At 72.6% G+C, this 23,091-nt stretch carries 18 protein-coding genes and 1 pseudogene; 9 read left to right on the top strand and 10 right to left on the bottom strand.

The features are described 5' to 3' along the window. The first annotated feature begins 35 nt into the window (after positions 1–35). Together icmF and tpx are read left to right on the top strand one after the other, a co-directional pair. A complete protein-coding gene (icmF, locus tag ABD292_RS20790) occupies positions 36–3,236 on the top strand; it encodes a fused isobutyryl-CoA mutase/GTPase IcmF (protein ID WP_344209600.1) in 3,201 nt (1,066 codons plus the stop codon). 52 nt (positions 3,237–3,288) lie between these two features. After that, positions 3,289–3,789 carry a thiol peroxidase gene (gene tpx, locus ABD292_RS20785; RefSeq protein WP_344209598.1) on the top strand — a complete coding sequence of 167 codons (501 nt, stop codon included), beginning with the start codon at positions 3,289–3,291 and terminating at the stop codon, positions 3,787–3,789. 27 nt (positions 3,790–3,816) lie between these two features. On the opposite strand, the gene ABD292_RS20780 is transcribed toward tpx, so the two are convergent. Next, positions 3,817–4,629, bottom strand: a complete 813-nt coding sequence (locus ABD292_RS20780; protein ID WP_344209596.1) for an SAM-dependent methyltransferase — start codon at positions 4,627–4,629, stop codon at positions 3,817–3,819. A gap of 76 nt (positions 4,630–4,705) precedes the next feature. On the opposite strand from ABD292_RS20780, the gene ABD292_RS20775 reads away from it, so the two are divergent. Then, the gene (locus ABD292_RS20775; protein WP_344209594.1) at positions 4,706–5,458 is read left to right on the top strand and encodes a helical backbone metal receptor; all 753 of its coding nucleotides are present in this window, start codon (positions 4,706–4,708) and stop codon (positions 5,456–5,458) included. Here the strand turns inward: ABD292_RS20775 and ABD292_RS20770 are convergent. The 4 genes from ABD292_RS20770 to ABD292_RS20755 are packed head-to-tail and all read right to left on the bottom strand — an operon-like array spanning position 5,455 to position 9,734. After that, positions 5,455–6,603: an ROK family transcriptional regulator gene (locus ABD292_RS20770; protein WP_344209592.1), complete on the bottom strand. Its 1,149-nt coding sequence runs from the start codon at positions 6,601–6,603 to the stop codon at positions 5,455–5,457. The genes ABD292_RS20775 and ABD292_RS20770 overlap by 4 nt on opposite strands. Positions 6,604–6,608: 5 nt before the next feature. Further along, entirely contained in the window at positions 6,609–7,454 is an 846-nt protein-coding gene (locus tag ABD292_RS20765) for a carbohydrate ABC transporter permease (protein WP_344209590.1), read from the bottom strand. Continuing rightward, positions 7,441–8,361 (bottom strand): carbohydrate ABC transporter permease, encoded by a 921-nt coding sequence (locus ABD292_RS20760; protein ID WP_344209588.1) that lies wholly within the window; start codon positions 8,359–8,361, stop codon positions 7,441–7,443. Before ABD292_RS20760 ends, ABD292_RS20765 begins: the two co-directional genes overlap by 14 nt. Continuing rightward, positions 8,358–9,734, bottom strand: a complete 1,377-nt coding sequence (locus ABD292_RS20755; RefSeq protein WP_344209586.1) for an ABC transporter substrate-binding protein — start codon at positions 9,732–9,734, stop codon at positions 8,358–8,360. Before ABD292_RS20755 ends, ABD292_RS20760 begins: the two co-directional genes overlap by 4 nt. Positions 9,735–9,974: 240 nt before the next feature. Between ABD292_RS20755 and ABD292_RS20750 the strand changes: the two genes are divergently transcribed. The 3 genes and pseudogenes from ABD292_RS20750 to ABD292_RS48995 form a co-directional block, all read left to right on the top strand. After that, positions 9,975–11,003: a zinc-dependent alcohol dehydrogenase gene (locus ABD292_RS20750; RefSeq protein ID WP_344209584.1), complete on the top strand. Its 1,029-nt coding sequence runs from the start codon at positions 9,975–9,977 to the stop codon at positions 11,001–11,003. Positions 11,004–11,005: 2 nt separating this feature from the next. Then, positions 11,006–11,791, top strand: coding sequence for a sugar phosphate isomerase/epimerase family protein (locus tag ABD292_RS20745; protein WP_344209582.1), 786 nt, complete (start codon positions 11,006–11,008; stop codon positions 11,789–11,791). Next, a pseudogene (locus ABD292_RS48995) lies at positions 11,722–12,966 on the top strand (MGH1-like glycoside hydrolase domain-containing protein); the annotation flags it as partial. The gene ABD292_RS20745 and the pseudogene ABD292_RS48995, both read left to right, overlap by 70 nt. A gap of 9 nt (positions 12,967–12,975) precedes the next feature. On the opposite strand, the gene ABD292_RS20740 reads toward ABD292_RS48995, so the two are convergent. After that, on the bottom strand, positions 12,976–14,079 hold the full coding sequence (locus ABD292_RS20740) for a zinc-binding dehydrogenase (RefSeq protein ID WP_344209580.1): 1,104 nt from the start codon (positions 14,077–14,079) through the stop codon (positions 12,976–12,978). Continuing rightward, positions 14,072–15,103, bottom strand: coding sequence for a Gfo/Idh/MocA family protein (locus tag ABD292_RS20735; protein ID WP_344209578.1), 1,032 nt, complete (start codon positions 15,101–15,103; stop codon positions 14,072–14,074). The genes ABD292_RS20740 and ABD292_RS20735 overlap by 8 nt, the downstream gene beginning before the upstream one ends. Before the next feature lie 39 nt (positions 15,104–15,142). On the opposite strand from ABD292_RS20735, the gene ABD292_RS20730 reads away from it, so the two are divergent. Next, positions 15,143–16,093 carry a glucosyl-3-phosphoglycerate synthase gene (locus ABD292_RS20730; RefSeq protein ID WP_344209576.1) on the top strand — a complete coding sequence of 317 codons (951 nt, stop codon included), beginning with the start codon at positions 15,143–15,145 and terminating at the stop codon, positions 16,091–16,093. Continuing rightward, positions 16,090–17,208 carry a glycosyltransferase gene (locus tag ABD292_RS20725; RefSeq protein ID WP_344209574.1) on the top strand — a complete coding sequence of 373 codons (1,119 nt, stop codon included), beginning with the start codon at positions 16,090–16,092 and terminating at the stop codon, positions 17,206–17,208. The genes ABD292_RS20730 and ABD292_RS20725 overlap by 4 nt, the downstream gene beginning before the upstream one ends. A gap of 29 nt (positions 17,209–17,237) precedes the next feature. Here ABD292_RS20725 and ABD292_RS20720 read toward each other — a convergent pair whose 3' ends face one another. Together ABD292_RS20720 and ABD292_RS20715 are read right to left on the bottom strand one after the other, a co-directional pair. After that, the gene (locus tag ABD292_RS20720) at positions 17,238–19,601 is read right to left on the bottom strand and encodes an FtsX-like permease family protein (protein WP_344209572.1); all 2,364 of its coding nucleotides are present in this window, start codon (positions 19,599–19,601) and stop codon (positions 17,238–17,240) included. Beyond that, positions 19,598–20,329 carry an ABC transporter ATP-binding protein gene (locus ABD292_RS20715; protein WP_344209570.1) on the bottom strand — a complete coding sequence of 244 codons (732 nt, stop codon included), beginning with the start codon at positions 20,327–20,329 and terminating at the stop codon, positions 19,598–19,600. Before ABD292_RS20715 ends, ABD292_RS20720 begins: the two co-directional genes overlap by 4 nt. A 99-nt stretch (positions 20,330–20,428) precedes the next feature. Between ABD292_RS20715 and ABD292_RS20710 the strand changes: the two genes are divergently transcribed. Beyond that, positions 20,429–21,037: a response regulator transcription factor gene (locus tag ABD292_RS20710; RefSeq protein WP_344209568.1), complete on the top strand. Its 609-nt coding sequence runs from the start codon at positions 20,429–20,431 to the stop codon at positions 21,035–21,037. On the opposite strand, the gene ABD292_RS20705 is transcribed toward ABD292_RS20710, so the two are convergent. After that, positions 20,978–23,086 carry a sensor histidine kinase gene (locus ABD292_RS20705; RefSeq protein WP_344209566.1) on the bottom strand — a complete coding sequence of 703 codons (2,109 nt, stop codon included), beginning with the start codon at positions 23,084–23,086 and terminating at the stop codon, positions 20,978–20,980. The genes ABD292_RS20710 and ABD292_RS20705 overlap by 60 nt on opposite strands. Positions 23,087–23,091 lie beyond the last annotated feature (5 nt).

Below are 23,091 nucleotides of genomic sequence, written 5' to 3'. Positions count from 1 at the left end.
TGGGAGGAGAGCCCCTCACAAAGGAGTGATCAGGCGTGCACGTCCCGGTGAACCCCGTGCGTTTCGTGACCGCCGCGGCCCTGTTCGACGGCCATGACGCGGCGATCAACATCATGCGGCGCATCCTGCAGTCGCAAGGCGCCGAGGTGATCCACCTCGGGCACAACCGGTCGGTCGACGAGATCGTCACCGCCGCCATCCAGGAGGACGTCCAGGGCGTGGCGATCAGCTCGTACCAGGGCGGGCACGTCGAGTTCTTCACCTACCTGGTGGAGCTGCTGCGCGAGCGCGGCGCCGGGCACGTCAAGGTGTTCGGCGGCGGCGGGGGCGTGATCGTCCCCGAGGAGATCGAGCTGCTGCACTCGCGCGGCGTCACCCGCATCTTCTCGCCGGAGGACGGCCAGCGCTACGGCCTGCCCGGCATGATCAACAAGCTGATCGAGGACTGCGACCACGAGCTGGGCGATCCGCCCGCGCCGGAGGCCGTGCTCTCCGGCGACCAGGCGGCGCTGGCCCGCGCGATCACGCTCATCGAGTCGGGCCGCGCTCCCGAGCCGCTGACCGACGCGCTCAGGCGCGCCGCGGGCGAGCGGCGCGCGCCGGTGCTCGGCATCACCGGTACGGGCGGCTCAGGCAAGTCCTCGCTGACCGACGAGCTGGTACGCCGCTTCCGCGTGGACAACGACGACAAGCTGCGCATCGCGATCGTCGCCATCGACCCCACCCGCCGGCGCGGCGGCGGCGCCCTGCTCGGCGACCGCATCAGGATGAACAGCCTGGGCCCCCAGGTCTACTTCCGCTCCCTGGCCACCCGCGGCGCGCCCAACGAGGTGCCCACCTGCCTCGACGACGTGATCGCCGCCTGCCGCGCCGCCGGGTACGACCTGGTGATCGTCGAGACGCCGGGCATCGGCCAGGGCGACGCCGGCATCGTCCCGCACGTGGACGTGCCCATCTACGTGATGACGCCCGAGTTCGGCGCGGCCTCCCAGCTGGAGAAGATCGACATGCTGGACTTCGCCGAGGCCGTGGTGATCAACAAGTACGAGCGCCGCGGCGCCGAGGACGCCCTGCGCGACGTCCGCCGCCAGCTCGTCCGCAACCGCGAGGCGTTCTCCGCCCGGCCCGACGACATGCCGGTCTTCGGCACCATCGCCTCCCGCTACAACGACGCCGGCGTCACGGCCCTCTACCACCACCTCAGGGGCCTGCTGCTGCCGGAGCCCGGCCCCGGCCTGCTGCCGAAGGTCGCCGGCCGCACCTCGCAGGCGTCGGCCGCGATCGTCCCGCCCGCCCGCGCCCGCTACCTCGCCGAGATCGCCGAGACCGTACGCGGCTACCACGCCGAGACGCTGGCCCAGGCCGAGGCGGTCCGCCGCCGCCAGCAGCTCGCGGCCGTCCGCGACCTCCTGACAGGGGACGACGAGCGGCTGCGGGACCTCCAGGATCGCGCCGAGCGCGAGCTGACCGAGGAGAGCCGCGCGCTGCTCGCCGCCTGGCCCGCGACGGTCGAGCGCTACCGGGCCGACGAGCTGGTGGTCAAGGTCCGCGACAAGGAGATCCACACCCCGCTGTGGCGCGAGACGCTGTCCGGCAACCGCATCCCGCGCGTGGCCCTGCCCCGCTACAGCGACCACGGCGACCTGCTGCGCTTCCTGCGCGCGGAGAACCTGCCGGGGGCGTTCCCGTTCACCGCCGGGGTGTTCCCGTTCAAACGCGACGACGAGGACCCGACCCGGATGTTCGCCGGCGAGGGCGACCCGTTCCGCACCAACCGGCGCTTCAAGCTGCTGTCGGCCGGCCAGCCCGCGACCCGCCTGTCCACCGCGTTCGACTCGGTCACCCTCTACGGCAACGACCCCGACCCGCGCCCGGACATCTACGGCAAGGTCGGCACCTCGGGCGTGTCGATCGCCACGCTCGACGACATGAAGGCGCTCTACGACGGCTTCGACCTGACGGCGCCCGACACGTCGGTGTCGATGACCATCAACGGCCCCGCCCCGACGATCCTCGCGTTCTACCTCAACACCGCGCTCGACCAGGTCAGGGCGCGCTTCCGGGCCGAGCACGGCCGCGAGCCCGACGAGCGCGAGGACCGGGAGCTCGGCGCGCGCACGTTCGCCACCGTGCGCGGCACGGTGCAGGCCGACATCCTGAAGGAGGACCAGGGCCAGAACACCTGCATCTTCTCCACCGAGTTCAGCCTGCGGATGATGGCCGACATCCAGGAGTGGTTCATCCGCAACGGCGTGCGCAACTTCTACTCGGTCTCGATCTCCGGCTACCACATCGCCGAGGCCGGGGCGAACCCGATCAGCCAGCTCGCCTTCACCCTCGCCAACGGCTTCACCTACGTGGAGGCGTACCTGGCGAGGGGCATGAAGGTGGACGACTTCGCGCCGAACCTGTCGTTCTTCTTCTCCAACGGCATGGACCCCGAGTACAGCGTGCTCGGCCGGGTGGCCCGCCGCGTCTGGGCGATCGCCATGCGCGAGCGCTACGGCGCCGGCGAGCGCTCGCAGAAGCTCAAGTACCACATCCAGACCTCGGGCCGGTCGCTGCACGCCCAGGAGATGAACTTCAACGACATCCGCACCACCCTGCAGGCGCTCATCGCGATCTACGACAACTGCAACAGCCTGCACACCAACGCCTTCGACGAGGCCGTCACCACCCCGTCGGCCGACTCGGTCCGCCGCGCGATGGCGATCCAGCTCATCATCAACCGCGAATGGGGCCTGGCGCGCAACGAGAACCCGCTGCAGGGCTCGTTCATCGTCGAGGAGCTGACGGACCTGGTGGAGGAGGCGGTGCTGGCCGAGTTCGAGCGGCTGTCGGACCGCGGCGGCGTGCTCGGCGCGATGGAGACCGGCTACCAGCGCGGCCGCATCCAGGACGAGTCCATGCTGTACGAGATGCGCAAGCACGACGGCTCGCTGCCGATCGTCGGCGTCAACACCTTCACGAAGGACGACGGCGACGAGCCCGTGCCGCACCAGCTGGAGCTGGCCCGAGGCACCGAGGAGGAGAAGCAGTCGCAGCTCGACCGGCTGCGCGCCTTCCACGAGCGCCATCGGGAGGAGGCCCCGCGGCAGCTCGCCCGGCTGCGCGAGGCTGCGATGTCGGACGAGAACGCCTTCGCGGTCCTCATGGAGGCGGCCAGGCACTGCTCGCTCGGGCAGATCACCGAGGCCCTGTTCGAGGCGGGTGGCCAATACCGGCGCAACGTGTGAGCCGTCGTAGGATCGGCGATCGGGGAAACATCGGTATTCAGGAGGCTTTTTCATGTCCGACGTCACCTTCAAGGGCAACCCGATCACCGTGGGAGGCACCTTCCCGAAGCCGGGCGACAGCGCCCCTGACTTCCGGCTGGTCGGCGGCGACCTCGCCGAGCTGTCGCTGGCCGACCTCGGCGCGTCGACCAAGGTGCTCAACATCTTCCCGAGCGTCGACACCGGCGTCTGCGCCGCCTCGGTGCGCCGCTTCAACGAGGTGGCCGCCGAGCACCCGGACGTGAAGGTGCTGTGCGTCTCGGCCGACCTGCCGTTCGCGCAGAAGCGGTTCTGCGGCGCGGAGGGGCTGGACAACGTGACCATGCTGTCGCTCATGCGCGGCCGCGAGTTCCTGCGGGACTACGGCGTGGCGCAGGAGTCGGGGCCGCTCGCGGGCCTCGCCGCCCGCGCGGTCGTCGTGCTCGACGGCGACAACAAGGTGGTCTACTCCGAGCTCGTGCCGGAGATCACGCAGGAGCCCGACTACGACGGCGCGCTCGCCGCGCTGAAGTAGGCGGGCGTGCTCACCCGGTGCGGCGTCCTAGAGCTTCCTGGCGACGCCGCACAGGGTGAGCGAGGAGTCGGGGGCCGCCACGAAGTCGACGGTGTCGGCCGGCTCCGGATGCCACTCGGGGAGCCAGACCAGGCCGGGGTCCTCCAGCGCGAACCCGTCGAACAACTCCAGGATGCGCCCCCGTTCGCGCAGCGTGAGCGGCGCGTTCGAGCGTTCGTAGACCTCGGTGGCCCGCTGCGCGGCGGCGCGCCGGGGGCCGGAGGCGTCGAGGACCCCGTGGGAGAGCACGAGGTAGCTGCCGGGGGCCATCGCCTCGCGCAGGGTCGCGAGGATCTCCCGCGGCCGGTCGGCCTCGGCCACGAAGTGCATGACCGCCACCAGCAGCACGCCCACCGGCCGGCTGAAGTCGATCGCCCCGAGCACCTCGGGATGGTCGATGATGTCGCGGGGCTTGCGCAGGTCGCCCTGCACCACGACGGTGCCGGGCCGGCCGCACAGCAGCGCCCGCGCGTGCACCAGCACGACCGGGTCGAGATCGACGTAGACGACCCGCGAGTCCGGGGCCACCTTGGCGGCGACCTGGTCCACGCTGTCCTGCGCCGGCAGCCCCGTGCCGATGTCCAGGAACTGCCGGATGCCCGCCTCGGCGAGGTGGCGCACCGCCCGGCCCAGGAAGGCGCGGTTGGCCCGCGCCGCGGCCCGCGTCTCCGGAGCCACCCGGAGGACCCGCTCGGCCGCCTCGCGGTCGGCCGGGAAGTGGTCCTTGCCCCCGAGGTAGTAGTCGTAGAGCCGGGCTACGTTGGGCGTGTGCGGATCGAAGCCGAGGGACTTCTGGTCCAACCGCCGTACCCCCGATCAGGAGTTGATCATCATCGGTCCCGATTCTACGGACATCCGCCGACAGAAAGGGAGCCTTGTGGATGACATCGGCGTCCCGGTGACGGTTCCGGAGACCGTGCGGCGGATCGTGTCCCTGGTGCCGTCGCTGACCGAGGCCGTGGCGGCGACCGTGCCCGGCGCCCTGGTGGGCGCGACCGACTGGTGCTCACACCCCGCCGACCTCGACGTGGCGAGGGTGCGCGGCACCAAGAACCCCGACGTGGAGGCGATCGTCCGGCTCCGGCCCGACGTGGTGCTGGCCAACGAGGAGGAGAACCGCCCGGCCGACCTGGAGGCGCTGCGCGCGGCCGGGCTCGCCGTGTGGGTCACCAGGATCGAGACGCTGGAGCAGGCGTTCGCCTCGCTGGAGCGGATGTTCCTGTACGCCTGCCGCACCGCCCGCCCGGCCTGGCTGGACGCGGCGGAGGACGCCTGGCGGCTGCCGCCCCCGGCCGGCCGGCGCACGGCGATCGTGCCGATCTGGCGGCGGCCCTGGATGGTGGTCGGCCGCGACACCTTCGCCGGCGACGTGCTCCGCCGCCTCGGCGTGGACAACCTCTACGCCGGTCACGCCGAGCGCTATCCCAAGATCACGCTCGCCGAGCTGGTGGCGCGCCGGCCCGGCCTCGTGGTCCTGCCCGACGAGCCCTACGCCTTCGCCGCGGACGACGGCCCCGAGTGCTTCCCCGGCCTCGACTGCGCGCTGGTCAGCGGGCGGCTGCTCACGTGGTACGGCCCGTCGCTGACCGAGGCCGCCCGCGCGCTCCCGCGCGCGCTGGGCGTCGGCTAGGCCGGCTTGGGCCGCAGGGCGGCGTCCACGGCGGCGGCGGAGAGCACGTGCTCCATCACGATCACCGCCATCCCGGTGACGCCCGCCCGGCCGCCCAGCGACGAGGTGACGATCTCCAGGTTCCTCGTCGTGTACGGCAGGCTCCGCCGGTAGACGACCTCGCGGATCCCGGTCAGATAGTGCTCCCGCGTCTCGGCCATGTCCCCGGCCAGCACCAGCACGGCCGGGTTGAGCAGGCTGACCGCCGTGGCCAGCACCACGCCGAGCGTGCGCCCGGCCTCCTGGGTGCGGGCGATGGCCGTCGGGTCGCCCGCCTGCACCAGCCGGACCACGTCCAGGCTGGACTCCTGGCCGAGGTCGGCGGCGAGGGCCCGCCCGCTCGCCAGCGAGGCCACGCAGCCGCGCGAGCCGCAGGTGCACACGCGGTCGTCGCCCTCACGGATGCGGACGTGCCCGATGTTGCCCGCGGCCTCCTCGACGCCCCGGTAGACCTGGCCGTCGAGCACGATGCCGGTGCCGATGCCGGTCGAGACCTTGACGAGGACCAGCGCGTGGCTCTCCCGCCAGGACGCCCACCACTCGCCCAGCGCCATCGCGTTGGCGTCGTTCTCGACCAGGATCGGCACGTCGTAGCCCGCGCCGACGGCCTCGCTCACCGGGAAGTCGTCCCAGCCGGGCATGAGGAAGGAGCGGATCACCCGCCCGCCGATGTGGTCGACGGAGCCGGGCAGGTCGATCCCGATGCCGCACACGTCGCTCCGCGGCCGGCCGGCCCGGTCCAGTAACCGCTGGAAGCTCTCGCGCACCCACGACAGCACCGCCTCGGGGCCGAGGTCGATGCGCAGGCCGGCGCTCTCCTCGCCGAGCGGGCGGGCCGCCAGGTCGGTGAGCGCCACCCGCGCGTGGATGGCGCCGAGGTCGGCGACGAGCATCAGGCGCCGCCCCGCGTCCACGTCGAGGACCGAGGGCGGTCGCCCGCCCCCGGACGCCCCGACGCCGGACTCGTGGATGTAGCCGGCGTCGATGAGCCGATCGACCCGGTCGGTGATGGTCGAACGGGACAGGCCGGTGTGCTCGATGAGTTCCTTGCGTGTCCGGCAGGTGCCGTTCCGGATGAACTGGAGGATCTGCCCCGCCGTCAGCATGCGTGCTATCCCTTCTCTGCTCCAGCCGTCAGCCCTTCGGTCAGCAGGCGTTCACTGGCGAAGAACACGATCACGATCGGCAGCGTGAGGACCACCGACCCCGCCATCAGCACCGTCGTCGGGATCTCGATGCTCCCCGCGAGCTGGGACAGCCCGAGGGAGACCGTCCAGCTCTCGCGCTTGTCCACCAGGAAGAGCAGGGCGAACAGGAACTCGTTCCAGGCGATCATGAAGACATAGAGTCCCGTGGCCATCAGCGCGGGCTTCGACAGCGGCAGCACCACGCGCCAGATGGTCGACAGTCTCGTGCACCCGTCGATCGCGGCCGCCTCCTCCACGCTCTGCGGCACGGTCTCGAAGTAGTTGCGGAGCATGTATACCGTGACGGGCACCGTTTGCGCGATATACACGAGGATCAGGCCCACCAGTGACCCGCGCAGCCCGAGCATGGTGAAGAGCACGAACAGCGGGATGGCCAGCACGATCGCCGGGAACAGGTACACCGCGAGGAACAGGAAGTGCACCTGCCGCCGGCCGAAGAAGCTCAGCCGCGCCACCGCGTACGCCCCCGGGATCGAGATCAGCAGCGTGACCGCCACCGACGCGACCGCCACGATCGCGCTGTTGCGCATGAACGTCAGGAAGCCCTGCCTGGTCAGGACGTCCACGTAGGTGTCGAGGGTGAACCGTTCCGGCCAGATCGAGCCAGGGTCCAGGATGAGCTCCTGGATGTCGCGGACCGACAGCGTCACCATGTAGAGGAACGGGAAGGCGGTGGCCAGGAAGAGCACCAGGATCACCACCGGCTTCAGCACCCGCAGCAGCCCGCGCTCGAACCTATCTCTGCTCACGTTCGCCTCCCGCGAAGAACCGCAGGTAGATGGCCAGGAAGACGACCAGGAACACGGCGAGGACGAGGGCCTGCGCGGCCGCGGCCCCGATGTCGTCGCGCGAGGTCAGGAAGTTGTAGACCCGTACGCTGACCACCTCGGTGCCGGCCCCGCCGCCGGTCAGCAGGTAGACGTCGTCGAACTTGGTGAAGGTGAACACGAAGCGCAGCACCGACAGCAGCGCGATCGTACGCCAGAGCTGCGGCATGATCACGTAACGGAAGCGCTGGGTCGGCGTCGCGCCGTCCACGACCGCGGCCTCGTCCAGCTCGGCCGGCAGCGCCTGGAGGCGGGCCAGGATGAACAGGAACGCGAACGGGAAGTACCGCCACGCCTCGAACGCGATCACCGTGAGCAGCGCCACCGGCACCTGCACGCCCAGGAACTCGCCCTTGGCCTGGGTGAGGAAGGCGATCGGCTCGCGCAGCCAGGTGTTGACGATGCCGTACTGCGGGTTGAGCATCGTCTCCCACAGGAACGCCACGGCCACGACGGGCGCCACGTACGGGATGAGGATCGAGGCCCGCACCAGCGTCCGCCCCCGGAACCTGTCGCGCAGCGCCAGCGCCGCCACCAGCCCGATCACGATGGACAGCCCGGTGCCCGCCACCGTGTAGACGAGCGTGTTGACCAGCGACGACCAGAAGCCCGGCTCGGAGACGACGTAGCCGAAGTTCTCCAGCGTGTAGTGGCCGAAGATTCCGGTCCGCCGGATGTTGATCAGCCGGGCGTCCTGGAACGCCAGCATGATCGCCCACAGCAGCGGCAGCACCACCACGACCAGCGTGATGACGAGCGTCGGCGAGATCAGCGACAGTCCGGCCCGGCCCTCCTGCTGCCGCAGGGTGCGGGCAGGAGTCCGGCTCACTCTCTGATCCCGCGCTTGATGGACTCGACGTCGGCCTTGGCCTGGTCGGCGGCGGCCTGCGGGGTGAGCGAGCCGTCGACCAGCGCGCTCAGCGCCTTCGGCACCGGCAGCTCGCCCATGGTGGCGCCGACCAGCTTGCCCTGGCCCTGGGGGATGCCCCAGCGGGCGAAGGTGTCGGGGCTCTCGCGCAGGGTGGTGAGCACGTCGGCCGGGTAGATCTCCGACAGCGGCTTCTTGGTGTCGACGCCGGCGGGCAGCTTGTCCCACTGCTCGGCGAAATTCGTCCTGGTGGGGAACTTGCCCTCGGGGGCCATGCCGAGCCAGCGCGCGTAGCCCTCGTCCATCATGTACGTCACGAACGCGCTCGCCGGCTCCTTGGCCGCGTCACGGGTGATCGCCCACGAGACGATCTCGCCGTACTGGGCGGGGGCGCTCCCGTCGGGGCCCTTGAGCGCGGTGACGATGCCGGTGTTCTTGGCCAGCCACTCCGGGTCCTTACGGCATTCCGGGCAGCTCGGCAGCGCGTCCTTCCTGAGCCCGGCCAGCTCGTCCAGGATGAACGACGACCAGATCATCATGGCCGCCTTGCCGGAGAAGTACGTGGCTCTCGTGGTGTCGACGTCCTGTTTGCCCTTGACCGAGTAATTTTTGGCCAGGTTCGCATAGAACTCGAATGCTTTGACGCATGGCGGCGAATTAAGAACGACATTTCCGGAATTGTCGACCAGTTGGCAACCGTTCGCCAGCGCCACGTGCTCGAAACTCTGCGCCGTGAACGAGTCCTTCGGCGCGATCGCCAGCGTGATCCCGGCCGTCCCGCCGGTGTTCAGCTTCCGCGCGGCGGCCTCCAGCGCCTCGTACGTGTCCGGCGGTCGCAGCCCGGCCTTCTCGAACAGGTCCTTGCGGTAGAGGATCAACTGCGCCCATCCGTCGCTCGGCACGGCCAGCAGCTTGCCGTTCGCCGTGTCGAGCTCCAGGGCGCGGGGGGAGAAGGTGTCCCGTCCGAGCCGGTCCACGATCCTGCCGGGGGTCTCGGTGTCGAGCAGGTCGTTGGCCTCCAGCTCCCGTACCGACGCGAGGGGCAGCGCCCCGATGACGTCGGGCAGGTCGTCGGCGGCGGCCGCGGCGGTCACGGTCTGGCTGAACTGGTCCTCGGCGACGCCCACCAGCTCCACCTGGACGCCGGTCTTCCTGGTGAACTCGGCGATGATCTGTCTCTGCACCGCCATGCGGTCCTCAAGGTTCTCCTCGGTCCACACCGTGATCTTGGGGGCCGCGCCCTGCTCCTCCTCGCCGCCGCCGTCGCCGCAGGCGGTCAGCGTGGCGGTCACCAGCAGGGCGGCGGAGAGGACGGCGGTAACCTTCTTCGGCATTGCACGCTCCTCCGTTCGGGGATATGCCGCCCTTACCCCGGGAGCAGGTGCCGCAACGTCCGCCAGGCCACGCCGGACCGGTAAGGTCGCTTTCCACAAGACACGCGGTCAGAAACCCCAATTACCTCAGCCGCATCGCGCGGAAGCCGTAGACTTACGCCGGTTACGGGCGCAACTATCGTGTGCAAAAGACCAATAAATCTTCTACTTCTGTTTGATCATTAAGCGTAAGTGTGGGGAATGCGCGTCATCACGTTCGAGGAGCCGGGCCGTGTCCGCGTCGGCCTGGAAGCTCCCGCCGAAATCGTCCCCGGCTCCGTCCGGGTCCGGACGATCTACTCAGGCGTCTCGGCAGGCACCGAGCTCACCGCCTACCGCGGAACCAACCCCTACCTCAATCGCAAGTGGGACACCGAGCGCCGCCTCTTCGTCGAGGGCAGCACGCACGCCTACCCCCTGAGCGGCTGGGGCTACCAGGAGGTCGGCGAGGTGGTGGAGGCGGCGCCCGACGTCGCCGACCCGCCCGTCGGCAGCCTCGTCTGGGGCATCTGGGGCCACCGGGCCGAGGCCGTCGTCCCCGCCGAGAAGCTGGTCGGCCACGTGCTGCCGCCCGGCGCCGACCCGCTCGGCGGCGTCTTCGCCCGCGTCGGCGCCATCGCGCTCAACGCCGTGCACGCCGCCGACATCCACCTCGGCGACCAGGTCGCGATCTTCGGCCAGGGCGTCATCGGCCTGCTGGCCACCCGCCTCGCCGTGCTCAGCGGCGCCCGCGTGGTCGCCGCCGACGCCATCCCCGACCGGCTGGAGCTGGCCAGGAAGTTCGGCGCGGCCGAGACCTTCGACGTGCGCGCCGGCTCCGTCGCCGAGTTCACCCGCAAGCGCCTCGCGGGCGCCGACACCGTCATCGAGCTCAGCGGCACCCACCTCGGCCTGCACGAGGCCATCAGGACCGTACGCAAGGGCGGCCGGGTCGTGGCCGCCGGCTTCTACCAGGGCGACGGCGTCGGGCTGCGGCTCGGCGAGGAGTTCCACCACAACCAGGTCCAGCTCGTCTCCTCCCAGATCGGCGGCGTCGCCTCGTGGCTCAGCCACCGCTGGGACGTCGAACGCCTCCAGCGCACCTTCATGGAGCTCGTGCACCGCGGCGAGGTCGAGGTCGCCGGGCTGATCACCCACGTCGTCCCCGTCGAGCGGGCCGCCGAGGCGTTCGACCTGCTCGACAAGCACCAGTCCGAGGTGCTCCAGCTCATCTTCCGATTCGAGGAGTGACCGTGAAGCTCGCCGTCCAGGAGCAACTCTTGCCCGGCCGCTCCCTTCAGGAGAAGTTCGCCTTCGCCGTCGAGGCCGGCTTCGACGCGATCGAGCTGCGTGGCAAGGGCGACTTCCACTTCGCCGGCCGCCTCACCGAGCTCAAGCGGGCGCTGGCCGACGGCGTCGTCATGCCGACGGTCTGCGTGGACATGCCGCACTTCATCGGCGACTTCGACCCCGCCAAGCGCAAGGACGCGATCCAGCAGCTCCGCTCGCAGCTCACCGTCATCGGCGAGCTCGGCGGCATCGGCGTCATGACCCCCGCCTCCTGGGGCCAGTTCTCGCTCCGGCTGCCGCCGTTCGAGCCGCCGCGCAACGCCGAGCAGGACCGCGAGGTGCTGACCGAGGCGCTCGGCGTCCTCGGCGAGCACGCGCAGCGCAACGGCGTCCTGATCATGCTCGAACCGCTCAACCGGTACGAGAACCACATGGTCAACACCCTCGCCGACGCGGTCTCGTACTGCGCCATGGACTCCATCAGGGTCGTCGGCGACACCTACCACATGAACATCGAGGAGGACGACCCCTGCCGCGCGCTGGCCGAGGCCGCCCCCTACCTCGCCCACATGCAGATCAGCGAGTCCAACCGGCACCAGCCGGGCACCGGCCACCTCGACTGGGGCGCCCAGCTCGCCACCCTCGACGCCTACGGCTACGACGGCTACCTCGCGCTCGAATGCCGCCTGCGCGGCGAGCCCGAGGTCGTGCTCCCGCAGACCGCCGCGTTCGTGCGGAAGTTCCTGTGATCCCGCGCGAGGCCGTGCGCGTCCTGGTGTCGAACTGGGACGGCAACCACACGGTCCCCTCCCGCCGCCTGTACCCCCACCAGTGGAGCTGGGACTCCGCCTTCATCGCCATCGGCCATTCGCGCTGGTCGCCGCGGCGCGGCCGGGCCGAGCTGCTCAGCCTCCTCGGCGCGCAGTGGCGCGACGGCCGGGTGCCGCACATCGTGTTCAACCCCCGGGTGTCCGACGGCGCCTACTTCCCCGGCCCCGACTTCTGGCAGGTCCGCGCGCCGTCCGGCACCGCGACCTCCGGCATCGTGCAGCCGCCGGTGCACGCGCTGGCCGCGTGGAAGACCCACCTGGCCGAGCCCGACCCGGCGTTCCTGCGCCGCGTCTACCCCAAGCTCGTGGCCCAGCAGGAGTTCCTGCGCACGGCCCGGCGCTCGCCCGAGGGCCTGATCTCGATCGTGCACCCGTGGGAGTCGGGCATGGACAACAGCCCGGCCTGGGACCAGCCGCTGCGGGCCGTGCACGACCGCCCGACCGGCTACGTCCGGCGCGACCTCAGCACCGTCGACGCCGACGAGCGCCCCACCGACCGCGACTACGAGCGTTACGTCGCCCTCGCCAGGGCCTACCGCGACTCCGGCTACCGCACGCCCGGCGCGTTCCAGGTCGAGGACCCACTGTTCAACGCCGCCTACGGCCAGGCCGAGCACGTGCTCGCGCTGATCGCCGCCGAGCTCGGCCTCGACCCCGGGCCGCACCGGCGCGAGGCCGCCGCCGTCACCGCCGCCATGGTCGAGCACCTGTGGGACGGCGCGCTCTTCCAGCCCCGCGACCTGGTCGCCGGCCAGGTCATCCGCTCAGACAGCGCCGCCGGCCTCACCCCGCTCCTGCTGCCCGGCCTGCCGGGCGACGTGGTCGAGAGACTGATCTCGACCGCGCTCGACCGGTTCGCGCTCAAGGACGGCGTGCTGCCCAGCTTCTCGCCGGCCGCGCCCGGCTTCGACCCGGTGCGCTACTGGCGCGGGCCGAGCTGGGTCAACCTGAGCTGGCTGATCTGGCAGGGGCTCAGCGAGCACCGCCCCGAGCTGGCCCGGCCGGTCGCCGAGGGAATCGTCCGGGTGATCACCAGGTCGGGCTTTCGGGAGTACTTCGACCCGTTCACGCTGCGCGGCCACGGCTGCTCGGACTTCAGCTGGTCAGCGGCCCTCCTCCTCGACCTCGTGGCGGAGTACGGCCTGGAGGCTCTGACGCCGGCGGGCGGCGAGGTCGCCGAGGAGCTGGGGAGCGTCACGGAAGCCGACGACATCGGTGACCAGGTGCCGGCGTAGCAGGGGGCCCCACTCACTGAGCAGGCCGATCGTCTCGTACGACAGCCGCTCCCTGTCCCAGGCGTGCGCCAGCCCGCGCGGCACCCTGCCGATCTGCGCGCAGCGCACCGACAGGCCGTTGTGGTGGAACTCCTCGCCGAGCCGCACCTCGTCCGCGCCCTCGGTGTAGAAGGCCAGGTCCACCAGCGTGCCCTGGGGGCGCAGCAGGCGCAGCCCGAGGGCGAGCGCGCGGGCCCGGCCGCGGCACTGGAACACCACGTCCGCGCCCCGGTCCTGCGGGGCGTGCCGCCAGCGCCGCTTCAACGTGACGGCCGGGTCATCATCCGTGGCCAGGACGTCCGCGCCGAGGGCCGTGGCGACCTCCAGCCTGGCCGGGGTCTCGTCCACGACCACGACCTCGGCCGCGCCGCCGTGCATCGCGAAGCAGGCCACCAGCAGGCCGACCACGCCCGCGCCCACGACCACGACCCGGCGGCCGCGCACGCCGTCGCCGAGCTGCCGCGCGGCCGGGCCGTACAGGTCGTGGGCGGCGTGCAGCAGGCCGTTGGCGCAGATGGGGCCCATGTGGGCGACGTAGATGCCGAGCAGCGGGTCGAGGTCGTCGGGCAGCTCGACGAAACGGTCGGCGAGCGGGTCGGCGACGTACGCGGTGCGGTGCCCGTACGCCATGGCGACCCGCGCGCCCTCGCGCACGGCCGCGGTCCTGGTCTCCACCACCAGGCCGACCTGCATGTAGCCGATGCCGCGGACCGGGTACTCGATCGACGGCGTGCCCGGCACGAACAGGCCGAGCTCGCGGTCGAAGGTGGCGTTCAGATAGGGGTTGTCGCCCTTGACGTAGGTCAGCTCGGTCCCGGCGGAGACGCCGCTGTGCGTCGTCGCCACCCTGAACCCGCCCTCGGGGAGCTCGGGCAGCTTCTCCTCGACGAGCGAGACCTTGCCGGGAGCCTCGATCGTGAGCACCTCACCCATCGAGCGTCACCGGCCCTCCCTCGGCGGCGGACTGAGCGAGGGCCAGGGCCAGGCGGTGGGTCCGCAGGGCCTCGCGGTACGTGGCCCGCACGTCCGCGTCCTTGCCCTGCACGGCGTCGATGAACTCGCGGTCCACGCGGGTCTTCGCGCGGCCGTCGTCCTCGATCACCCGCTCGCCGTCCACGACCAGGTGGGTCTCGGTGAGCTCCAGCGCGATGCCGTCGGCGCAGACCTCCAGCCCCACCCGGTGCTTGCGGGTGAGCAGGCAGGAGGTGGCGAGCATCCCGGCCGCGCCGCCGGCGAAGCGGAGGACGGCGGCGGACGCCCGGTCCACCTCGCCGTCGGGGGCGTCGCCCGAGGCGACCGCGTGCACCATCGTGACCTCGCCGACCAGCACCCGCGCCAGGTCCAGGACGTGGACGGCCTGCTCGACGACCTGGCCGCCGGACAGGTCGCGCCGCAGCCACCAGCCGACCGGCGGGACCTTGTCCAGCCAGTGGCCGATCGCGAGCCGTACGGGGCGGCCGGCCAGCAGTTCCGTGGCCCGGTCGAGGAGGTCGAGATAACGCCAGTGATGGCCGACCGCGGACGGAAGGGACCTGCGGTCGATTTCGGCCGCGATGGTTTCCGCGGTTCGGAGGTCCAAAGACAGTGGTTTTTCCACGAAAAGCGGGAGGTCGGACGACAAAACGTCCAGTTCGGGGTTACCGTGCGCGAAAGGAGGCACGCAAACATAGACCGCATCGAGACGGCCGGCACTGAGCAGGTCCGCGTGGCTGCCATAGGCGGGGGAGCCATGCCGTGAGGCGAGAGCCTCGGCCTTCGCGAGATCCGTGTCGGCGATCCCGGCGATCGTGACATCGGAGAACCCGGACAGGACGTCTGCGTGACGGGCGGCGACATTTCCGGCACCTACGATGCCGATTCGGGTCAGTGGGGACACAACCCCGCATATGCCACGGTCAGCTGCTATCAAACAAAGATGTTCGAAAGCGCATAGAACGGGCAGTTTGCGGGTCCTCATGAGAACGGGGCTGACTGCATGAAGACAGATGTGCGAGCCTTGTCCAGAGCCCAGGAGTGGTACGGCCCCCATTCGAGCACTGCCGCCGAATGGCCCGTCGACGCCTTGATGCTGGCCAAGGGAACCACCACGGTGAGTGTCGTGCTGCCTGCTCGCGACGAGGAGAGCACGGTCGGCGACATCGTCACCGTCATCCGCAGGGAGCTCGCCGAGCGCGTGCCCCTCGTCGACGAGATCCTCGTCGTCGACTCCAACTCCACCGACGCGACCGCCGAGCGGGCCCGCGCGGCGGGCGCCCGCGTCGTGGCGCAGAACGACGTGCTCTCCCACCTGCCGCCGCTGACCGGCAAGGGCGAGGCCCTGTGGAAGGGGCTCGCCGCCAGCAGCGGCGACATCGTCGTGTTCGTGGACGCCGACCTGCGCAGCTTCGGCCCGCACTACGTCGCGGGCCTGGTCGGGCCGCTGCTGGTCGACTCCGGCGTCCACTTCGTCAAGGCCACCTACGAGCGGCCCTACATCGGCGCGGACGGCGTCCCCCAGCGGGGCGGCGGCGGCCGCGTCACCGAGCTGGTCGCCCGGCCGCTCATCAACATGTTCTGGCCCGAGCTGGCCGGGTTCGCGCAGCCGCTCGGCGGCGAGTACGCCGCCCGCCGCGCCGTGCTCGAACAGGTGCCCTTCGTCACCGAGTACGGCGTCGAGTTCGGTCTGCTGGTGGACCTGCTCGACCTCGTCGGGCTGGACGCCATGGCCCAGGTCGACCTCGGTCACCGTACCCACACCCACCAGGACATGAGCGCCCTCGGCCGGATGGCCGGGCAGATCATGCACACCGCCTGGTCCCGCCTGGAGCGGCAGGGCCGGGTGATGGCCTCCGAGCCGCCCGCCCACACGCTGCTGCAGTGGGGCCTCGACGGCGACGCCGGCCTGGTGGACGTGGCCGTGGCCGAGCGCCCCCCGCTCGCCTCCGTCCTTGAGGAGGATCCGGCGTGAAGATCCTCATGAACGCGGGCCCGTGGCTCACCGTCCCGCCCCCCGGCTACGGAGGGATCGAGAACGTCGTCGCCACGCTGGTGCCCGCGCTGCGCGAGCGCGGCGTGCAGGTGGTCCTCGCCTCCGTCGGGAGCAGCGACCTGGAGGTGGACGAGCTGATCAGCGTCTTCGACGACGGTCAGTTCGGCGAGCTGCAGAAGCCGTACAACCAGGTCATGGGCATCGCGCACGCCCACCAGGCGCGGATCGTCGCCGAGCTGCGCGGGCGCGACGACATCGACCTCGTCCACGACCATCTGGAGGTGGTGGGCCCGGCGGTGCTGGCGGCGTACGGCGGGCCGCCCGTCCTCCACACCCTGCACTGGGACCTGCGCAAACATCCGCACTTCTACGGCGCGTTCCCGTCCTCGATCAAGGTGAACGGCGTCTCGGAGTCGCAGCTCGCCCGCGCCCCCGAGGCCCTGCGCGCCGCCTCGCTCGGCGCGATCCACCTGGCCACGCCGCTCGCCGATCGGCGGGTCGAGGCCGAGCGCGGCGAGCACCTCATCGTCATGGGCCGGGTCTGCGGGCTCAAGGGACAGCACGTGGCGGCCCGCGTCTGCCAGAAGCTCGGGCTGCCGCTGGTGCTGGCCGGGCCGGTCAGCGGCCGGGACAGCCAGGCCGAGCTGGACGCCGTGGCCCAGGACCCCGACCACCCGCTGCACGGCCACCCCGACGTGCGCTACCACCTCGACCAGGTGACCCCGTACCTGGACCACGACCTCGTGAAGTGGGTCGGCGCGGTGGGCGGCGAGGAGCGCGACCGGCTCTACGCCTCGGCGCGGGCCGCGCTCTTCCCCATCCAGTGGGACGAGCCGGGCGGCACCGCCGTCGTCGAGGCGCTGGCGCTCGGCGTGCCGCCCGTCGGGCTGCGCCGGGGCTGCCTGCCGGAGATCATCGACCACGGCCGCACCGGCTTCCTCGCCGACACCGAGGAGGAGCTGGCCGAGTGGCTGCTGCGGATCGACGAGATCGATCCCGAGGAGTGCCGCGCGGAGGCCCGCCGCCGCTTCTCGCCGTCGGTGATGGGCGAGCGCTACCTGGAGCTGTACGAGCGGGTCCTGCGCGGGGCCTGACGCCGCTGAAGGGCCGCTCTCGCGGCCCTTCAGCGGGACGCCACGGCGGCGGCCGGCCGCACCCGCAGCGCCAGCCGCGCCGGGACGGAGGTGGCGAGCAGGGCCAGGCCGGTCGCGGCGGCGATCACCAGCGCGTACGTCCCCACCGGCACGTACGGCGCCGCCGACCCCGTCATGCCCGCCCCGAACGCCGCCAGCGTGACCAGCGCGATCCCCGTCCCGAGCGCCGCCGCCACCAGCGCCGCGCCCAGCGTCTCCAGTCGCAGCATGCGCAGCACCTGCCGCTTCGTCGTGCCCGCCAGGCGCAGCGCCGCCAGCTCCCTGACCCGCCCCGAGGTCGCCATGGCCACGGTGTTGACCACGGCGATCGCGGTGAAGGCGATGATCAGCCCGAGCGCGACGAGCGTGGCCTGCTGGTTCGCGCCGCCGCCCGGCGCGGCGTTCCCGGAGGCGCCGGACAGCTCCGCGCCGTCCGGCAGCGCCGCCGCGAGCGCGCCCGCGCCCAGCGTGGGGGCCGACACGAGCACGACGCCCGAGGGGTCGTCCACGTGCCGGGGGACCAGCTCGTACGGCAGGGTGAGCTCGCCGAATCCGAGCCCGCGGGCGTAGAGCGCGGCCACCGCGAGCCGCGCGGGGGTGCCGTCGCCGAGCGTGAGCCGCAGGGGGTCGCCGACGCCGATCCCGAGCCGGGCGGCGGCCGACGTGCTGACCGCGACGTCCTTCGCGCCGAAGCCGTCCATCGAGCCCTCGGTGACGCCCAGGTCCACGGTGCGCGGGTCGTAGGCGAGCGCCTGCGCCGAGAACTTGTCCAGCCCGACCCGGACCGTCGTGCGCAGCACCGGGGTGGCCGCCTCGACGCCGGGCACCTCGGCGAGCGCCGCTGCGTCGGCGCCCACGACCACGTAGCCGGCCCGCAGCCCCGCGCCGGCCTGCTCCAGCGCCGCCTGCCCCACCGTGGCGGGGGCGAACAGGATCGTGCACGTCATGGCCACCAGCAGGGTCAGCGGCGACAGCACCGAGGCCAGCCCCTGGGGCGTGGCCCGCAGGTTGCGCGCGGCCAGGAAGCCGCTCACCCCGGCCGCCCGCAGCGGCAGCACCCGCGCGGCCGCCCGCGCGAGCAGCGGCCCGAGCAGCGTCACGGCGACCGTCCACAGCAGCGCCGTCAGCATCGTCACGGGCGTGGCCGCGGCCTCGGTCCGCAGCCCCGACAGCACCAGCGCCAGCACCACCCCGCCCGCCAGGCAGGCCAGCCCCACGACGGCCCGCCACCACGGGAGCCGCCCCCGGTCCAGCGCGGCCTCGCCGAGCGCCTCCACCGGACGGATGCGCGCGATCCGCCGGGCCGACACCCGCGCCGCCGCCAGCGCGGCCCCGAGCGTGGCCACGAACGCCACCAGCGGCGGGAACGGGCTGACGACCAGCCGCAGGTTCGCCGGAGTGGTCCCGAGCGCCACGAACGTGGCGTGCAGCCACACGCCGAGCCCCATGCCCGCGCCCGCCCCGAGCGCCCCGGCGGCCACGCCCACCAGCAGCGCCTCGCCGGTCACCAGCTCGCGGACCTGCTTCGGGGTCGCGGCGACGGCCCGCAGCAGGGCCAGCTCGCGGTGCCGCTGCTGCACCGACAGCGCGAACGTGCCGACCACGACGAGGATCGCCACCAGCAGCGACGTCCCGGCCAGCGCGCCGCCCATGCTGATCAGCGACACCCTGGCCTGCTCGGCGTCCAGGAACTCCAGCCGCCCGCGCTCGTCACCGGCGTAGGCCACCGCGCCCCGCGGGAGGGGCACGTCGCCCGAGGCGAAGACGCCGATCGCGCTCACCAGGTCCGGCCGGCCCGCGAGCCTGCGGGCCTCGGCGGTGCTGAGGAAGACCGTGTCCTGGCTCGGCAGGGCCTGCGCGGTCACGCCCACCACGCGCCGGCCGCGCAGGCTGTCGCCGACCGCCAGCCCGGCGCGCGCGTCCACCACGACCTCGCCGGCCGCCCGCGGCTCACGCCCCTGCGCGATCGTGAACGGCGTGAGCCCCGCGGACTCCCAGCCGTGCCCGGTGAACCCGCCGAAGGGGAACGTCACCTCCGTGATCACCTTGGTCACGCCGGGCGCGCGGCGCAGCTCGGCGGCGGCCGAGACGGGCAGCCAGGCGCGCTCGGTCAGCGGCTTGGCCTTCGTCTTCGTCCTGCCCTTCCCCTTGTCGACGCTCTCCCTGACGTACTGGTCGGCGGCCACGACGAGCGGGGTGCCCGCGTACCGTTCGGGGGCGACCGCGCCGCGCAGGCCGGTCTCCAGCAGCATGAGGCAGGCGCACACCAGCGCCGCCGCGCACAGCAACGCCACGAACGCGCCCGCGAAGGCGCCCTTGCGGTGCCGCAGGGTCCTGATCGCGAGGCCGATCACGCGTACGCCCCCATCCTCGTCATGCGCTCGGCCACCTTGTCGGCGGTCGGCGCGCTCATCGCGTCCACGATCCGGCCGTCGGCGAGGAACAGCACGGTCCCCGCGTACGAGGCCGCCACCGGGTCGTGCGTCACCATCACCACGGTCTGGCCCATGGTCTCCACCACCTCGCGCAGCAGGCCCAGCACCTCGCGGGCGGTCATCGTGTCGAGCGCCCCGGTCGGCTCGTCACCGAACACCACCTCCGGCCGCGTCACCAGCGCCCGCGCGATCGCGACCCGCTGCTGCTGGCCGCCGGACAACTGGGCGGGCCGGTGTCCGGCGCGGCCCTCCAGCCCGACCCTGCGCAGGATCTCCGCCAGCCACTCCCGGTCCACGCGGGCGCCCGCCAGGCGGAGGGGCAAGGTGATGTTCTCCACCACGTCCAGCGCGGGGATCAGGTTGAACGACTGGAACACGAAGCCGACCCGGCGCCTGCGCAGCTCGGTCAGCTCCGTCTCGCCCATGCCCGCCAGCTCCGTGCCGCCGAGGCGCACCGAGCCCGACGACGGCACGTCCAGGCCGGCCGCGCAGTGCAGGAACGTGCTCTTGCCCGATCCGGAAGGGCCCATCACCGCGGTGAACGTCCCGCGTGGGATGCCCGTCGTCACCTCGCGCAGGGCCGCCACCGCGCCCTGTCCCTTGCCGTACACCTTGCTCACGGCGTCCAGCCGCACCACGTCCGTCATGTGCTCAAGCCTGTCGGCGGGACGCGGCGCGTCCCAGAGACACCGTCACCGATCACCCATGACGTCGTCATGAACCGGACACCCCTACATTGGTGTGCCGTGATTCGTGTACTGCTGGCCGAGGACCAGGCGGTGATCCGCGGCGCCCTCGCGGCCCTGCTCGACCTGGAGGAGGACCTGGAGGTGGTGTCCGCGGTCGAGTCGGGGCAGGCCGCCGTGGACGCGGCCGCCGTCGGGCGGCCCGACGTGGCCGTCCTCGACATCGACATGCCGGGCGCGCTCGACGGGCTGGCCGCCGCCGCCGAGATCAGGGCCCGGGTGCCCGCCTGCCGCACCCTCATGCTGACCGGCTACGGCAAGCCGGGGCACCTCAAACGGGCGCTCGCGGCGCAGGTCGGCGGGTTCCTGCTGAAGACGGCCCCGCCGGAGGAGCTGGTCGCCGCCATCCGGGCGGTGGCCCGGGGCGAGCGGGTGCTGGACAAGGCCCTCGCGGTCACCGCCTGGGACCTCGCCGACAACCCGCTCACGCCGCGCGAGGCCGACGTGCTGCGGCTGGCGGCGGACGGGGCCGACGCGCCGGACATCGCCGCCCGGCTCCACCTGACGCCCGGCACCGTGCGGAACTACCTCACGGCGATCGTGGCCAAGCTAAACGCGCGCAACCGTACCGACGCCGTGCGCATCGCCACCGAGAGCGGCTGGATCTGACGCCCGCACCCGGGCCTCCAGGACGAACCGGCCGTCCTCGACGCCCGTGCTGAGGTGGCCGCCGAGCGCGGCCAGGCGGGTGGTCAGATTGCCGAGGCCGGAGGAGCCGCGACGGGCCGGAGCGGCCCGCGCGCCGTCGTTGCGTACGGTGAGCCGGACCAGGCCGCCGTCACCGGTGGTGACGATCGAGCAGTGACGGGCGGCCGGGCTGTGCCGCAGGACGTTCGTCACCGCCTCGCGCAGCACCGCGCTCAGCGCGGTCTCCACCTCCGGCGGCAGCGGCGGGTGGGCCAGCTCGGCCGTGACCTCGACGCCGGCCGCGGCCAGGGTCGCCCGCGCCGCGTCCGCCTCGGCGGCGAGCGACAGGTCGCGGTGCTCGCCGGAGACGGCGCGCAGGTCGTGCTCGGCGCGTTCGGCCATGGCGAGGACGTCCGCCAGCTCCGCCCGCGCCCGCTCCGGCGGCAGGCGGCGGGCCAGCTCGCACTTGAGCAGGATCGCGGCCAGGCTGTGGCCCAGGAGGTCGTGCAGGTCGCGGGCCGCGCGCAGGCGCTCCTCGACGACCGCGGAACGGGCGAGGCTCTCCCTCGCCGCCTCCAGCTCCCTGGCGAGCTGGGCCAGGCGGAGCAGGCTGTAGACCACCAGGCCGGTGACGACGTTGCTCACCGTGACGTTCACCGCCTCGGGCAGCGGAAGGGCTAGGTGGACGGTGACGGCGCCCGTGGCCGCGACGACCGCCCCGGCCAGCGGCCAGGCCATCCAGGGGCGGAAGGCCAGCAGCACCGGGCCCGCCAGGAACCCGCCCACGCCCAGCCACACCGGGCCGAAGACCGGGATCGGCGCGAAGGTGAGCACCGCCATCACGGACAGGGCCGCCATGTGCCGACCGGACACCGACCTGAGCTGCATCACCACGATCACGGCCAGCGTCGCGGCGGCCGGGAGCAGCAGGTGCGGCGGGATCAGGAGCAGCGCCTTGACGCTGAACCCGACGAGCACCGCCGCCAGCAGCCACACCGACACGTCCACCGACGCGAGGCCCAGCCCGGCCCGGTCGGGACCGCCCGCCTCGGGGGCGGGGAGCGCGGCCCGTACGGTGTAGTGGCCCTGCGGGGACAGGTCGCTCGTCAGCTCGCCGCCCGCGGCCCGCACCTGGGCGGTCAGGTCCGCCAGCCCGTCGCCGTCCTCGGCCGTGCGGCGGCCGTCGTCGCGGACGCGCAGCAGCACCCGGCCGCCCTCCTCGGCGGTCTCGATCACGCACGTACGGGCCGCCCCGCGCCGGACCACGTCCGTGACCGCCTCCCGCAGCACCGCGGCGAGCAGCGCCCCGGCCGGCCCGAGCGGCTCCTCGTGCCCGGCCCGCACCTCCACCGCCACCCCGGCGGCCTCCAGCATGCCCCTGGCCGTCGTCAGCTCGGGCCCGAGCGACATCGCCCGGTAGCCGGCCGCCGCCGAGCGCGCCTCCGCCAGCGACCGCCGCGCCTCCGCCACCACCGCGCCCAGCACCTCACCCGCCCCGGCCGGCGCCGCCACGGCCCGCCGCACGCCCGCGATGATCGCCGCCAGGCCGCGGCCCAGACCGTCGTTGAGCTCGGCCGCGATGCGCAGCCGCTCCTCGCCCACGGCCGCCGCGGCCAGCGCCGGGCGGGTGCCGTGCAGCTCGTCCACCCGCTGCACCAGCCGGATGAGCCCGGGGACGATCAACGTCATCAGCACCGTGGTGACCGCCAGGTCGAGCGTGCGCGGCACGTCGCCGGTCCGCGCGTACGCGATCACCACCGCGCCGAACACCACCAGCGGCGCGGCCGCCCACAGCCGGGTGACCAGCAGCGACCCGGCCAGGAAGCCGAACACCACGACCGACGCCCCGGAGCCCAGCGTCACCCAGCAGACCAGCGCGGCCTGCACGGCCACCAGCCACCAGGACCGCGACCAGAAGGTGAGCAGGCACTGCACGGCGAAGACCAGCGCCGTCCCCGGCGCGCCCGCCAGGACGTACACGCTGGACAAAGCGGCCAGCACCGCGACGACGATCACCCGCGCGACAAGCACGGGCA

Source organism: Nonomuraea bangladeshensis, assembly GCF_039529455.1.
Lineage (GTDB): Bacteria > Actinomycetota > Actinomycetes > Streptosporangiales > Streptosporangiaceae > Nonomuraea > Nonomuraea bangladeshensis.
This window is presented reverse-complemented; position numbering and strand designations above follow the sequence as displayed.

Excerpts from the sequence above, each read along its gene's own strand:
- tpx (WP_344209598.1), top strand. The coding sequence starts at position 3,289 with ATGTCCGACGTCACCTTCAAGGGCAACCCGATCACCGTGGGAGGCACC.
- ABD292_RS20735 (WP_344209578.1), bottom strand. The coding sequence starts at position 15,103 with ATGAGGACCCGCAAACTGCCCGTTCTATGCGCTTTCGAACATCTTTGT.
- ABD292_RS20770 (WP_344209592.1), bottom strand. The coding sequence starts at position 6,603 with ATGCTGACGGCGGGGCAGATCCTCCAGTTCATCCGGAACGGCACCTGC.
- ABD292_RS20740 (WP_344209580.1), bottom strand. The coding sequence starts at position 14,079 with ATGGGTGAGGTGCTCACGATCGAGGCTCCCGGCAAGGTCTCGCTCGTC.
- ABD292_RS20715 (WP_344209570.1), bottom strand. The coding sequence starts at position 20,329 with ATGACGGACGTGGTGCGGCTGGACGCCGTGAGCAAGGTGTACGGCAAG.
- ABD292_RS20755 (WP_344209586.1), bottom strand. The coding sequence starts at position 9,734 with ATGCCGAAGAAGGTTACCGCCGTCCTCTCCGCCGCCCTGCTGGTGACC.
- ABD292_RS20750 (WP_344209584.1), top strand. The coding sequence starts at position 9,975 with ATGCGCGTCATCACGTTCGAGGAGCCGGGCCGTGTCCGCGTCGGCCTG.